The following is a 13,300-nucleotide window of genomic DNA, read 5'->3' on the forward strand; positions in this document are numbered from 1 at the left end:
CGGGCGGCCTAAAGGTCAATTTCATCACGATAGGCGCTGGGACTAACACCATAAAGCTTGACGAATTCACGGTTGAAATTTGATTTGGTGGCAAATCCGGTGGCGTACATGATTTGTGTAATTGTAGTTTGCTCTTGACGCAATTGCCTCGCGGCTTCTGCGAGGCGATAGGAATTGACAAGTTGCGGCAGGCTCATGCCGCTGAGTTGGTTGACAGCCTTGGATATTGTTCTGGCAGGAATACCCAAATGGGCGGCGAGTTTTTCCAACGACAGTGTTTCATCACAATAAAGCCTTTCCTGCTCTAGCGCGTTGCGGAGCTTTTGTAAAACAGCTTGCAATTGCTCTGCCGATTGCACAGGAGCGTTTGTGCGCTGCCGCACAGGCCGCTGCTTGATGGTTTTGTCTTGGTTTGCGTGATGCACCTCCCCTGCTCCTGCCACCTCCTCCGCCCTCTTGCCCTCAGGTGCGCGGCGCTTTGCTGCTTGTCGCAAATAGGCGAAAGCCAGCAGGGCAAGCAAAATGACATTGCCAGAGAACACTATCTGCGCGGCCAGCTGAGGGCGAGCAATTTCATAGGCGATAGAGATCAGAAAGTCTGTCAGAGCGGAGAACAGCAACAGGGCACCGGCAAGACGATAAAGGCTTTTTAGGTCTAGCAAAGTGCCAAGAGGGCTGCGGTCAAACCAAGCGTGGCCTTGTTTATGCGCCTGCACCAGCAGCAGCAGGGCAGCTCCAGCGTAAAACAGCAAGGACAACGCATCAACCAAATAGGAGCGACTGGCTAAGATCGCGAGGTAAGTCAAAAGTGAGGCGATAAACGCCAGCAGAAGCGTGAAACTTAGGTGACGGGTACTCTTGTGGCCTGCCAGTTCGCCCAGTGCACCCCAAGTGAGTGCAGGAAGCGCAGCGGCGGTGACTGCAAGCGTGGCTTGAGGGATGTGCTCTCCTCCCCAGCGCAGGCCCACCAACAAAGACTGTAATGCGTAGAAACCCAACACCAACAAGCTCAGCGGTTTTCTTCGGGCGCCAAACTCTACCAAAAAGCGCAGCAGAAGAAAAACCAGCAGGAGTGACGTCACTATGGGAAGCGGCAGCTGTAACAAGGCGGCTCCAATAAAAGGCTCTAATAAAAAGAATGGGGTGTTTGTTGTTGGTTCCGCCCAACCATATAATTAGGCTATGGCAAACACCAGCACCATTTGACGGGCCGCCTGTCTTGGTAAGCACTTAAAGGATGTTTCTTATAGGCGGGCAGCCCAACCTTGAGAGGCGCGCCAGAATATGCCATGAGGCGGCATTGCCGTTGACCTGAGATGAGTAAAGCGAGGACCCCATGGCCAAATGCCCGATTTGTGAAAAGGATGCACACGCGAAGCATCGCCCTTTCTGTTCTGACAGATGCCGCGATATTGACCTAAACCGTTGGTTGTCTAATCGCTACTCCGTGGCTGCAAGCGAAGAAGAACAGGACCCAGAAGCGATTCTAGAGGGGCTGCGCAAAGCGGAAATGCACTAGGTTTCAATATTTCCCGTGTGTTAGTGTTGGTAGTTATCAATTTAGCCGGTTAAACGTCTTGTCAGCGTCATATATTTGTTTTCATATCATGAAGGTTTTTGCAAACCGCTAAAAAGCGACTCGCTGCACATGTGCCATGTGCGGCGTTGATAGATATTTGGGGATCTGACAGATGAAACAATTGATGATGGGCGCCAGTGCGCTGGTGCTTGCCGCTGGTTTTTCCGCTCCGGCATTGGCAGATTACGATCTGACAATTTTGCATATCAACGACTTGCACTCTCGCATCGAGCCAATCAACAAGTACGATTCTGGCTGCTCAGAGAAAAGTGCTGCTGAAGGCAAGTGTTTTGGCGGTATTGCCCGTATCAAGACTGCTCTGGACGAGCGCCGCGCTGCACTTTCTGGCGAAGGTAAGAACTTTGTAACTCTTGATGCTGGTGACCAGTTCCAAGGATCGTTGTTCTACACCACATACAAAGGCAAGGCCGCTGTTGAATTTATGAACATGCTGGACTTTGATGCCATGGCCGTGGGTAACCACGAGTTTGATGACGGCCCGGCAGCGCTGGAAAAGTTCATCGATGCTGCAGACTTCCCAGTTATTTCCGGCAATATCGAGGTTAACAATGAACCTCTTTTGAAAGGCAAAGTGCCCGGCACTTTGATCCTTGAAAAAGGCGGCGAGAAAGTCGGTATTGTTTCTGCGCTGGCTGAAGACACTGATGTGACCTCCTCCCCGGGTGCCGGTGTCCGTTTCATTATGGCCGAGGACTACCTGAAAGGTGCTGTTGAGGCACTTGAAGCGGCTGGCGTGAACAAAATCATCGCGCTGACCCACGCAGGCCTGACCCGCGACAAGCAAATTGCAGCGGCAGTACCGGGCATTGATGTGATTGTTGGCGGTCACTCCCACACCCTGCTGTCTAACACCCAAAAGCGCGCCAAAGGCCCTTACCCAGTACTGGTGAAAAACCCAGAGGGTAAAGACGTGCCGATCGTTCAAGCCTATGCCTACGGCAAATTCCTTGGCGAAATTGCTGTAACATGGGACGACAATGGCGACGTGATCAAGGCTGTTGGCGAGCCGATCCTGCTTGATTCATCGGTTGCAGAAGACGAAACTATGAAAGCGCGTGTGGCAGAACTGGCCGCGCCGATTCAAGAATTGAAAGCACAAGTCATTGGCTCTGCTGCTGAGATGATTGATGGCAGCCGCAACACCTGCCGCGCTGGTGAGTGCGCCATGGGCAACCTTGTTGCCGACGCAATCCTTGATGCGACCAAAGATCAAGGCATCGAGATTGTGATCCAGAACGGTGGCGGCTTGCGGGCATCCATCGATGCTGGCGAAGTAACAATGGGCGAAGTTCTGACTGTCCTGCCATTCCAGAACACTCTGGCTACCTTCGAGATGAAGGGCTCTCACATCAAAGAAGCTCTTGAGAACGGCGCTTCCAAACTGGAAGAAGGCGCTGGCCGCTTCGCGCAGGTTGCCGGTATCAAGTATTCCTTCGATGCCTCCAAGCCAGCTGGTGAGCGTATTGTCGCACTGACCATGACTGATGGTTCGCCAATCGATCCTGACAAAGTCTACAAGGTTGCAACCAACAACTACATGCGTGGTGGTGGTGATGGTTACAAGGTGTTCGCTGAGCACGGTATGAATGCCTACGATTATGGCCCAGGCCTTGAGATCGTTCTGGCGGACTATTTGAAGGCACATAAGGACTACCAGCCAAAGCTGGACGGCCGTGTCACCGCAGTAAAATAAGCCTTTCAGGCGCATACATTAAGATTTAAAGGGGGCATTTTGCCCCCTTTTGTTTTTCCGTAGATACGGGATCATCGTGGTAACACACTAAAATCTCTAGATTTTCGTAGTTAGCCCTGCAAATGTAAGTGGATTGTTGAAAAGTGTGCCGGGCGCTTAAAAGAGCTCTAGACAAGTGCCAAGTCCTTTTTTATAAGACGCACACCTTCGCAGCGCGGACCACTTGAGAGCCGCAAAACTGCTTGGCCCGGATAGCTCAGTTGGTAGAGCAGCGGATTGAAAATCCGCGTGTCGGTGGTTCGAATCCGCCTCCGGGCACCACTTCCCTAAATTGTTGACGATATGGGACTGCTAGCCATTGGCAGTCGTGTTGTTATTCAGCCTGTTGCTCCTCAAAGTGCCCCCATTTATGCATGTGCCCTTTTGACGTACATCGGCAAGGAAGAGTTTTCGGCGGGCATCTGGCGTTTCAAAGCGACGATAATAGCCTTTTGAGAACTCTTGCCAGTCCGGTGCCAAACCTTGCTGCACTAGCGCTTGGGAGAGATCTGTCCCATCTGGGAGGAAGCAGTAGGCCACGGCACGCCCATAGTTATCTTCATGGCAAATAACTGCGCTTACTACCTGATCTTTACATAGGGAATGGAGTACCCATTTTGCTTTGATCCCATAGGAATGATTGCGTTTTAGCGCATCAATACCAAAAAGGCGAATTTTCTCGCGGCTGATCCATAGAGTGTCCTCATCAACAATGAATGCCCGGCCTGTGACCAGTCGATACGACCCCAGAACTGACGCGGCATCAAAGTCGACATCTTGCTCCAATGGCGCATTCACCTGCCCCTTCGCGTCGTTCCGTAGCAAATGGCGCCATGGTGCGCGCATTCGCCTCCAGCGCCGAAACAGACGCCAGAGAAGAAAAAGCACAACAAGCAAGCAAGCCCCAATGAACCCCACTCAGCACCTCAGATTGTTGCATGCCCAACAAGTTTGCGGCGGTTTGTGCAAGAGATAAACCTAGTGGTTTCCTTGAGTGAAAAAGGAGTCTCGTTTTTGCTTAGATGACCAATGAGTGAGTGCGCTCCGCCTGCACATAAAGCTTGTTAGCGGCGCGGGGGCACCGACGCCCCCTTGAAAGGCCATCGCGCGCCAGAGCAAAATATACACAGGGTTGCATATTCCCCAATTTCTTTAGGAATTTAGCTAGACAAGTGCCAAGTCCTTTTTTATAAGACGCACACCTTCGCAGCGCGGACCACTTGAGAGCCGCAAAGACTGCTTGGCCCGGATAGCTCAGTTGGTAGAGCAGCGGATTGAAAATCCGCGTGTCGGTGGTTCGAATCCGCCTCCGGGCACCACTTCTCTAGATACACCGTCGCATAATTTCCCGTGGTTTGTTTACACCAACCCACCAGAGGTGCGCTAGCTGCCGCCCGCTTGTAGCGCGGCGCTTGTGACAACGCGTGTACAGATGGTTTACTGGCAAATTTCGCGAGGTAATCCATGCAGCCCAACAAAGGTAGCCTTACTCTCTAGAACGCGCTGCGCTATTCTCCTAGAAAACAAATGATAGGGACAAGACGATGACCGAGCTTAAACTAGAGGATTGCATTAACGAGACCTGCCCTTGGTCGGGCGAGAAGGTTCGCTCAGATTCACTTACTCTTTATCGCGGCAAAACTGTTGGTTTTTGCAATCCGGGTTGCCGGGACAAGTTTGAAAAGGCGTCCAAGCACTTTGAGTTTGCAATTAATGCAGCTGAGAACCCCTAGAGGACGCTGGCCCAAGCTCTAAGCTGTTGCAGGGGCTTGCTGGTGCCAAGCGGCTTTTGTGTCGTAACCGAGGCCAGAGAGCAGCGCTGCGGTTTCAGCCAGAGGTAGGCCAACCACCGAGGGGTAAGAGCCAATAAGGCGCTGAACAAACGAGCCAGCAAAACCCTGAATGGCGTAGCCCCCTGCCTTGCCGCGCCATTCGCCGCTTTCCAGATAGGCTTCCATATCGGCACGTGACAGCCGCGCAAAGCGAACGCGGGTTTCTACCAGCTTAGCGCGTTGCACGCCGCCAGAGGTGTTTACACTAATGCCGGTGAAGACCTTATGCGTGCGACCTGAGAGCAGTTGAAGGCAGGCGCGGGCTTCGGCCTCGGTTTCTGCTTTTGGCAGAATACGGCGCCCCACAGCGACAACAGTGTCTGCCCCCAAGACAAGCGCGTTTTCCAGCTCTGGCTGACTGGCGAGCAAGTGGCGGGCAGTGCTGGCCTTGCCATTGGCAAGGCGCATAGCCAGAGCCCGCGGGCTCTCGCCGCGCTTGACAGTCTCATCAATATCCGCAGGTAGCAGGAAATCCGGCTCTATGCCGATCTGCTGCAGCAAAGCCAAGCGACGGGGAGAGGCGGACGCCAAAACAAGAGGGACTTGCTTTTTCATCTTGCTGCTCTCCTTCATACTGGCTGCACTTTCAGGGCAACATTGCTAGCAAAAATGTAAGGTGTGGTCTGCAAGCTGTGCAGACACCCCAGCCTTATTTGTATCGGTAGGTGATGCGCCCCTTGGTCAGGTCGTATGGTGTCATTTCCACCAGGACTTTGTCACCTGCCAAAACGCGAATGCGGTTTTTGCGCATGCGACCTGCGGTGTGAGCAATAATTTCGTGGTCATTTTCCAAGGTTACGCGAAAAGTCGCGTTTGGCAGCAGTTCCGTGACGACGCCCGGAAACTCCAGCATTTCTTCTTTAGCCATATAGATTCTCGACTGGTTGCACTTAATCGTGGCGGAACCTAGCGGATTACCAGAAAAAAGTGAACAGGTTACTCGTAGTTCTTGAGGGGCGTATACGCCAGTTTGCGGCACTTTTAAAGGTTTTGCGGCGTTTTTGCTGGTTTCGCCCCCTGATAATGCCAGTTTTCGCCGCTATTCAAGTGCAAGCTCCTCGTTTTTTAGGGAGCCGGAAGCGTTCTTACTGCCCTTTTCCTGCGCGAAAGCTCAAGACACAGAGGCAGGTTGCCAATCAAGGCGTTTCATCAAGCGCTGACGTAGAGTGTCGCGCACCTGACGATAGGCATCCATAATCTGGGCGCGAGAGCCGGTGGCCAGTGTCGGGTCAATAGTTGGCCAGTATTCCACATCGACTGCTTGGGTGCGGGTCATCTCCAGTGCCATGTGGTGCGCCTCCGGGGCGAGCGTGATGACCAGATCAAACCCGTCCTCCTGCAAATCCTCGAGGGTTTTGGGGCGGTGCTTGCTCATATCAACGCCAAGTTCCTCCATTACCGCATCCACAAAGGGGTCGCGCTCTCCGGCGAACACACCACATGAGCGGGTATAAATCTTGCCGGGAAAGAGGAAGGAGGTCATTGCTTCGGCCATGGGCGAGCGCACAGCATTCATCCGGCACGCAAACAGGACGGCGCTTGGCTGGGCATGGAGGGGCGCGGTCATATCCATCACCGCCGCTGCTGTAGTGAGCAGATCAGAGTAAACAGGCGGCGGGACGTTTGGTGATCAACCTCGATCTTGCCCTGCAAGCGCTCCCCAAGCACCGCAGCGCCATCATCATGCAAGCCACGGCGGCCCATATCGATGGCCTCGATCTGGCTGGGAGACGCGGAGCGAATGGCCTCATAGTAGGTATCGCAAACCAGAAAGTACTCTTTGATGATCCGCCGCAGCGGCGTGAGCGAGAGAATATGCGAACAGACATCCTGCCCCATCTCATCGCGGATCATCATCACCAGCTTGCGCTGCACCAGCGAAAGGTCAAGCCGGTATGGGCCCTCGCAGGCGCCGACAGGAGAGAAATAGTTTTCCTCAACCAGATCAAAGATGGCGACCTTGCGCTCGCGCTCCACGTCCTTATTGGCACGGGCAATGGAATCAGGGTCGAGCACGACCTCAAAGAGGTATTCGCGCTCGCTCTTCTTTATTAGTGAGGAAGATGTCCCTTGATCCATGGGCGTGCCGGTGATGCTTGCTCTTGATTGCTGGTCGATTAATCCTGAAAAGCTAGCCTAAAGCGAGTTAAGACGAATTGAAACCGACCGTCCGTGCGCTTGCAAGCCCTCGCATTCGGCAAGGGCGACCGCGGCCGGGCCGATCTTCGCCAAGCTTTCCGGATTACAGCGCAACAGCGAGGTGCGTTTCAAAAAGTCCAACGTGGACAGACCGGAAGAAAAACGTGCAGAGCGCGCTGTTGGCAAGACATGGTTGGAACCGCCAACATAATCGCCAACAGCTTCAGGGGTGTAACGGCCCATAAAGATCGCGCCAGCATTGCGAATATGCGGCAAGAGCGCATCTGGATCTTCTACGCAAAGCTCCAAGTGTTCTGGCGCAAAGCGATTGGAGATACTTGCAGCTTCGATCAAATCCTTGGCGATGATGGCCGCGCCGTAGTCCTGCCAGCTGGCGCGGGCAACGTCGGCACGCGGCAAGGTTTGCAAGTGGCGTTCAACTGCCTCCATCACGGCAGACGCCATTCCCTCGCTTTCTGTCACCAGAACCGATTGGGCGACCGGGTCATGCTCAGCCTGAGATAACAAATCGATGGCGACCCAATCAGGGTTGCTGTCCTTATCCGCGATCACGAGAATTTCGGAGGGGCCTGCGATCATATCAATGCCAACGCGGCCAAAAACACGACGCTTGGCGGCAGAAACATAGGCATTGCCCGGGCCAACAATCTTGGTTACCGGCGCAATGGTCTTGGTGCCATAGGCCAGCGCACCTATCGCCTGCGCCCCACCAATGCGATAGATCTCGCTCACGCCCGCCATTTTTGCAGCAGCAAGCACCAGTGGATTAAGCTTGCCATCGGGGCTTGGCACCACCATGACAATGCGCTGGACACCGGCAACGGTTGCAGGCACCACGTTCATAAGCACGGATGATGGATAACTTGCCAAACCGCCGGGGACATAGACCCCGACCGATTCCACGGGCGACCACATGCTGCCAAGCTCGACACCGATGGCGTCTTCATAGCGCAAGTCTTGCGGCATAAGGCGCTTGTGGTGGGCGCGGATACGATCACACGCCAACTGGAGGGCATCATGTAGATCTGCCGGAATGCTGGCGACGGCCTCTTCTATCTCTTGCGGGCTGACTTTCAACTCGTTCATAGAGTTTGCACAGAGGCGATCAAATTTGGCGGTGTATTCCAGTACAGCAGCATCGCCGCGGCGCTCCACATCCTCCAGAATCTTGCGGGTCACCTCATCGACATCGACGGAGACCTCACGCTTGGAGGACAACAAGGCGGAGAGGCTTTGCTCAAAATCCGGCGCGGTGGAGTTCAGTAATTGTGCCACTTCAATAGCATCCTGATTAGCTGGTGCCGCTTGGGTGCGATTGGCGCACAGCACAGGGCCAGCTAAGGGCGGTGGCACCCCTTGAAGAACGGGCGCGAAAACCACTGTTGACGCTGGCTTGCCTTTGCCACACGCGTTACCGCGGCACGTGGATTATGCAGTTGTTCTTCTTTTAGGAAGATACGGGGGCTTTAGGCAAGCCCCATGTTGTGGGCAAGTGCTTTGTGCCGCGCCTTTTTCTCAACAGTTACTAGAGAAAGTGGTTCGGCTTGTGGGCTGTTTGCCAGGCGGCGCCAAGATCTGCCACCTGCGCTTCGATGCAACTCACACTGGCGCTTAGGCTTGCACCTGCGGCAAAGGTAAAGACCACCTCCCCTGCCGGGGCTTCACCCGCAACAAAATCGATACTGAGCAAGGACAGGATGTTTTCCTTGTCACCTTGGTCTATACCCTTGGACCGTAGGCTGGTGACTTCCGACAGGATCAGGGCGGAGCGATGGCGTTCGTGTTGGCTTTGCCGCTTGTTTTCTTCTTCCCACGCGAACCTGTTGACTGAGAGAAGAAGGCGCTTTTCCTCGGGCAAATAGCGAATATCGGCGGTTTTCAAGAGAGCGTCCTGCATCAGTGCCGAGACCACCTCCAGATCCTCTAGATCAAGGGCCATGAGTTTCATTTTGACTTCCTCGTTCTTCTTTCGGCCAAGTTTACAAGAGCGCAACAGCGTTGATCCTGCCTCTTAAAAGGTGGTTGGTTCACCGCCAACTTTCAATAGGACTTCGGCGGATGATCACATGTTTCTGCGGCACAACGGTTTGCGCCGACAGTAAAAAGCCGCGGGCAGAAGACTGCGCGCGGCCAAGGTTCTTGCTTTTTCGTGCCCAGAAGAAGGCGGCTAGGCGGAGATGCGCTCGATCTGCGCGCCGCAGCGAGACAGCTTGTCTTCCAGACGCTCGAAACCGCGATCAAGGTGGTAGACACGCGAAACGGTGGTTTCTCCTTGCGCGACGAGGCCCGCGATCACCAGCGACACAGAGGCACGCAAATCCGTTGCCATCACTTGAGCGCCGTGAAGTTCAGAAACCCCTTCGATGGTAGCCACTTGCCCGTCCAGCTGGATCTTGGCCCCAAGTCGCGCCAGTTCCTGCACATGCATGAAGCGGTTTTCGAAAATGTTTTCGGTGATCCGGCTGGTGCCTTGAGCTTTGGTCATTAGCGCCATGAACTGCGCCTGCAGATCTGTCGGGAAGCCGGGGAAAGGCTCGGTCGAGATGTCCACCGGCTTGATACCGTTGCCATTGCGCGCCACAAGCAGGCCTTCTGGCGTTTGGGTGATTTCCGCACCAGCGCCGCGCAGGGTTTCAATGGCGCTGTCAAGCAGATCAGCGCGGGCACCTTCCAGCAGCACCTTACCGCCGGTCATGGCGACGGCCATGGCGTAGGTGCCGGTTTCAATGCGATCCGGGATGACGGCGTGACGATAAGCGTGCAAGCGATCTACACCCTGAACATGGATTGTATCCGTGCCTGCGCCCTCGATAATTGCGCCCATGCCTTTCAAGCAATTGGCAAGATCAACTACCTCCGGTTCGCGGGCGGCGTTCTCAATAACTGTTTCGCCTTTGGCCAAGGTGGCCGCCATCAACACGGTGTGTGTCGCACCTACTGACACTTTCGGAAAGTTTACCCGTGCGCCTTTGAGCCCGCCTTTGCACGAGCCAACGATGTAACCCTTGTCGATATCCAGGTCCGCACCCAGTGCGCGCAAGCCATCTATGAAGAAGTCGACTGGGCGGGTGCCGATCGCACAACCACCGGGCAAAGAGACTTGCGCTTGATGCATACGGGCAAGCAAAGGGCCAATAACCCAGAAGCTGGCCCGCATTTTGGAGACCAGTTCATAGGGTGCGGTGGTGTCGACGATTTCACCAGCGGTCAGGTGTAGGGTTTGACCTTTAAGAGAATCATCGCCTGCCCGTTTGCCATCTACGGAATAATCCACACCGTGATTTGACAGGATCTGGGTCAGCTGCGCGACATCGCGCAAGCGCGGCACATTTTCCAGTGTAAGTGTTTCGTCGGTAAGCAGAGAAGCAATCATCAGCGGCAGCGCAGCGTTCTTTGCACCGGAGATTGAGATTGTACCGTTGAGCTCGTTGCCCCCTACAATGCGAATTTTATCCATATTGAATATATGCCCCAAAATGTTGTCTGCTGCGCTTTAGGTGGTCCACCTTGCTTTCGGGACCTCAGCCATTCAGGCTCCCTAACGCTAATTGGCGCGCGGCGCAAGCACCTGCTCTTTTGCAGTCTGCAGCGTTTACTCGCTTTTTAACATAAACTGATTTGCCAAGTGTAAAGGGCTAGAGCGCGGCGCGAAAGCGGCGCTATCAGGCGCATACAAGGCAAAATTGTGCTCGCCTCTGCTTACTTGCTCGAGCGTGCTGCGGCCTTGCGCTTCTTCAGGTTGTCCCGTAGCGCCTGCGCCAAGCGTTCCTGCTTATCTACTGCCGGTGACTTCTTGCTGGCTGTTTCTATTTTTTCTGGTTTGCCGTCGCTCATTGTTGTCTTGCCTTTGCCAATTGCAGCGCTTGTGGAGCCGCAGTGCCACGTTGGTTCAAACTCGTCGTGCTAGCTTTACCGATTGCGCCGATAAAAACCAAGTAAGTCTGGCGGGTTTGCGCAATATTGTGCCGCGCATTTTTCACAGGCTCTGAGGTTTTTAACAGTTTCTCCTTGGAAAGTGCTTGCACGTGCCAATGGGTTATGACATAAGCCACCTCGTTCCGAGGCAACGCGCCGCGGACGCAAGTCTTTTCAAAGACTTGAAGTTGATCGCACTAGGATGCTGCCGTAGCTCAGGGGTAGAGCACTCCCTTGGTAAGGGAGAGGTCGGAAGTTCAAATCTTCTCGGCAGCACCATTTCACAAGATGCGACAACAGGTTAGGCTGCCGTAGCTCAGGGGTAGAGCACTCCCTTGGTAAGGGAGAGGTCGGAAGTTCAAATCTTCTCGGCAGCACCATTTAGACAATCAAGCACTCTCCATCAATATTTGACTGAATGTCCGGTTCGCGGATCGTTGCGCACTGTTGATGCTTACGTTCGCGCAAGCGCGCAACCAAGGCCCTAGCCTGAAGTCGGCTTTGCGAATCTTCTAGCTGCACCGCTTTGCTAAAATGCAGTCCTTGCCTATAAATCTATAAAATCTAAGGTTGTTAAAATTACAGGAGCAACCTGTGATGATGTTTTCATCCACTGCAGGTGCTTATTAGATTTCTCTTTATTTCCAACAATATAGACAGATCCTAGAGACCCGCGCCCTACAACCTTGCGTTATTCAACTCTTGTTTAAATTTTCTCATATTTTTCTATGTGTTAATTAAAGTGGGCACTCGATAACGTGGTTAGCGCTAGAAGCGATGACAATTATAGCGCGCGTTTATAAGTCCTCTTGATAATCTCTATTGGTGTATAATGAGTACGCTAATAGGCGAATTCCTCCCATTCTCTCAGATTTGCGCGGGCGCGTGTGTGACATGAATCACACGGTTGTGTATTGGGCAAAGACACGCGTTTCGGCACCAATTTACATTCTTTTTCATCAAGCGCATTTTGCTTCGCAGCTAAGGCAAATGGGGCCAGAGCGGCAGGTGGCAGCGGTTATCGGGGGATTATGGCTGCCACCAACTCTCTTTTTACGACCTATTACCCGGCGATGTGGTTTAGTGCTGGAGATACAGTTATGAAGCAGGATGCTTACGTTGAGCTCTCAGAAGGGGCAGACAAGTTTAAACTCAGTGAGGCTGAAATCCAGCTGCTGAAGTACCAAATGGAAGAGCAGGACTTTGCGCGCCTTCTGCAAACGGTGGCCAAGCTACCGCCAGAAATGTGGCAGAAAGCAACGCACGAGCTTGCCGCGCTTACGAACAAAGCTTAATGCTTTCGTTTTCCAAAAGAGGTCAGCCTAGGCTGGCCTCTTTTTTTATGGGTTTAGAGAACTACAAATACCGCAGACCGAGTAGATGGACGAGCTAACCTGCTAGCTGGATGCGCTGTCTGGATTTCGCATCCACTTTTTGGGTTGATGCAGCATTGCGCGCGGTGCCGGGCCGAAATACCCTGGCGACTTCACAAAGTCCCTTGGTTGCAAGATAACCGAGGTGATGCGTTGGTAAAGCGCCTTGGCGGAAATCGGCTTACACAGAAGTTCGTGAACGCCAAGCTTGCGCGCCTCCAAAATGCGGCTGCGTTCGGTATGGGCTGTCACCATAATAATCGGCACATATGCAAATGGATTATCCGGCGTGCGGATCATGCGGGTCATATCAGCACCATCAAGAATTGGCATGACCCAATCCAGAATTAGAATGTCCGGATTGGCCCGTTCCATCGCCTCCAGGCCAGAGGCGCCGTCTTCTGCCTCCACAATTCGGCGGGCACCAAAGCCTTGCAGCATGGTGCGCAAGATTGTGCGCATGTATGCGCTGTCTTCGACCACCAAAAATGTTAGCGAGGAAATATCAATACTCAATGCGTCACCCCAACCCGTCGCGCGAACCCTACTTCTATTCGACAGACTGTCAAGCGGCGGGATAAATAGATTAGTTAATACTCAAAGGCTAAGCTGAAAAAGTCAAGGTTTTACGCTGGGATCTTAAGAAGAGCTGTGCTAAGACAGCGAAAATCGTCGGAAACCGAACTCA

At 53.5% G+C, this 13,300-nt stretch carries 15 protein-coding genes and 4 tRNA genes; 8 read left to right on the forward strand and 11 right to left on the reverse strand.

The features are described 5' to 3' along the window. Positions 1-8 precede the first annotated feature (8 nt). Positions 9-1,106, reverse strand: a complete 1,098-nt coding sequence (locus AYK82_RS15350) for a helix-turn-helix transcriptional regulator (protein ID WP_172795258.1) — start codon at positions 1,104-1,106, stop codon at positions 9-11. A gap of 230 nt (positions 1,107-1,336) precedes the next feature. On the opposite strand from AYK82_RS15350, the gene yacG reads away from it, so the two are divergent. From yacG to AYK82_RS15365, 3 genes are all read left to right on the forward strand, one after another. Continuing rightward, positions 1,337-1,519, forward strand: coding sequence for a DNA gyrase inhibitor YacG (yacG, locus tag AYK82_RS15355; RefSeq protein ID WP_068318008.1), 183 nt, complete (start codon positions 1,337-1,339; stop codon positions 1,517-1,519). 172 nt (positions 1,520-1,691) lie between these two features. Further along, on the forward strand, positions 1,692-3,293 hold the full coding sequence (locus AYK82_RS15360) for a bifunctional metallophosphatase/5'-nucleotidase (protein WP_068318009.1): 1,602 nt from the start codon (positions 1,692-1,694) through the stop codon (positions 3,291-3,293). A gap of 245 nt (positions 3,294-3,538) precedes the next feature. After that, positions 3,539-3,614 (forward strand) — tRNA-Phe (locus AYK82_RS15365). 30 nt (positions 3,615-3,644) lie between these two features. Here AYK82_RS15365 and AYK82_RS17845 read toward each other — a convergent pair. Further along, a complete protein-coding gene (locus AYK82_RS17845) occupies positions 3,645-4,178 on the reverse strand; it encodes a thermonuclease family protein (RefSeq protein WP_156453397.1) in 534 nt (177 codons plus the stop codon). A gap of 397 nt (positions 4,179-4,575) precedes the next feature. Here AYK82_RS17845 and AYK82_RS15375 point away from each other — a divergent pair. Together AYK82_RS15375 and AYK82_RS15380 are read left to right on the forward strand one after the other, a co-directional pair. Beyond that, positions 4,576-4,651 (forward strand) — tRNA-Phe (locus AYK82_RS15375). A gap of 225 nt (positions 4,652-4,876) precedes the next feature. Continuing rightward, the gene (locus AYK82_RS15380) at positions 4,877-5,065 is read left to right on the forward strand and encodes an eL24 family ribosomal protein (protein WP_068318011.1); all 189 of its coding nucleotides are present in this window, start codon (positions 4,877-4,879) and stop codon (positions 5,063-5,065) included. 18 nt (positions 5,066-5,083) lie between these two features. Here AYK82_RS15380 and AYK82_RS15385 read toward each other — a convergent pair whose 3' ends face one another. The 8 genes from AYK82_RS15385 to AYK82_RS18520 all read right to left on the reverse strand — a co-directional run bounded on the left by AYK82_RS15385 (position 5,084) and on the right by AYK82_RS18520 (position 11,158). Then, positions 5,084-5,719: a Maf family nucleotide pyrophosphatase gene (locus AYK82_RS15385; RefSeq protein ID WP_068318013.1), complete on the reverse strand. Its 636-nt coding sequence runs from the start codon at positions 5,717-5,719 to the stop codon at positions 5,084-5,086. 94 nt (positions 5,720-5,813) lie between these two features. Further along, on the reverse strand, positions 5,814-6,032 hold the full coding sequence (gene infA, locus AYK82_RS15390) for a translation initiation factor IF-1 (protein ID WP_068318014.1): 219 nt from the start codon (positions 6,030-6,032) through the stop codon (positions 5,814-5,816). Between the two features lie 243 nt (positions 6,033-6,275). Beyond that, entirely contained in the window at positions 6,276-6,731 is a 456-nt protein-coding gene (locus AYK82_RS15395; protein ID WP_068318786.1) for an arsenate-mycothiol transferase ArsC, read from the reverse strand. A 5-nt stretch (positions 6,732-6,736) separates the two neighbouring features. After that, on the reverse strand, positions 6,737-7,243 hold the full coding sequence (locus tag AYK82_RS15400; protein ID WP_068318019.1) for a UPF0262 family protein: 507 nt from the start codon (positions 7,241-7,243) through the stop codon (positions 6,737-6,739). A 57-nt stretch (positions 7,244-7,300) separates the two neighbouring features. Next, positions 7,301-8,599 (reverse strand): histidinol dehydrogenase, encoded by a 1,299-nt coding sequence (gene hisD, locus AYK82_RS15405; RefSeq protein ID WP_068318788.1) that lies wholly within the window; start codon positions 8,597-8,599, stop codon positions 7,301-7,303. Positions 8,600-8,849: 250 nt separating this feature from the next. Continuing rightward, the gene (locus AYK82_RS15410; protein WP_068318024.1) at positions 8,850-9,272 is read right to left on the reverse strand and encodes a DUF2948 family protein; all 423 of its coding nucleotides are present in this window, start codon (positions 9,270-9,272) and stop codon (positions 8,850-8,852) included. Between the two features lie 219 nt (positions 9,273-9,491). Further along, positions 9,492-10,781, reverse strand: coding sequence for a UDP-N-acetylglucosamine 1-carboxyvinyltransferase (gene murA / locus AYK82_RS15415; protein WP_068318026.1), 1,290 nt, complete (start codon positions 10,779-10,781; stop codon positions 9,492-9,494). Between the two features lie 242 nt (positions 10,782-11,023). Then, positions 11,024-11,158, reverse strand: a complete 135-nt coding sequence (locus AYK82_RS18520) for a hypothetical protein (RefSeq protein ID WP_279626441.1) — start codon at positions 11,156-11,158, stop codon at positions 11,024-11,026. A gap of 285 nt (positions 11,159-11,443) precedes the next feature. Here AYK82_RS18520 and AYK82_RS15425 point away from each other — a divergent pair. The 3 genes from AYK82_RS15425 to AYK82_RS15435 all read left to right on the forward strand — a co-directional run bounded on the left by AYK82_RS15425 (position 11,444) and on the right by AYK82_RS15435 (position 12,534). Next, positions 11,444-11,518, forward strand: a tRNA-Thr gene (locus AYK82_RS15425). A gap of 26 nt (positions 11,519-11,544) precedes the next feature. Further along, positions 11,545-11,619: transfer RNA gene (locus AYK82_RS15430), tRNA-Thr, on the forward strand. Positions 11,620-12,339: 720 nt separating this feature from the next. Next, positions 12,340-12,534: a hypothetical protein gene (locus AYK82_RS15435; protein WP_068318790.1), complete on the forward strand. Its 195-nt coding sequence runs from the start codon at positions 12,340-12,342 to the stop codon at positions 12,532-12,534. Between the two features lie 102 nt (positions 12,535-12,636). On the opposite strand, the gene AYK82_RS15440 is transcribed toward AYK82_RS15435, so the two are convergent. Beyond that, a complete protein-coding gene (locus AYK82_RS15440) occupies positions 12,637-13,128 on the reverse strand; it encodes a response regulator (protein WP_082733984.1) in 492 nt (163 codons plus the stop codon). Positions 13,129-13,300 lie beyond the last annotated feature (172 nt).

The organism is Polycladidibacter hongkongensis, assembly GCF_001561995.1.
Classification (GTDB): domain Bacteria; phylum Pseudomonadota; class Alphaproteobacteria; order Rhizobiales; family Stappiaceae; genus Pseudovibrio; species Pseudovibrio hongkongensis.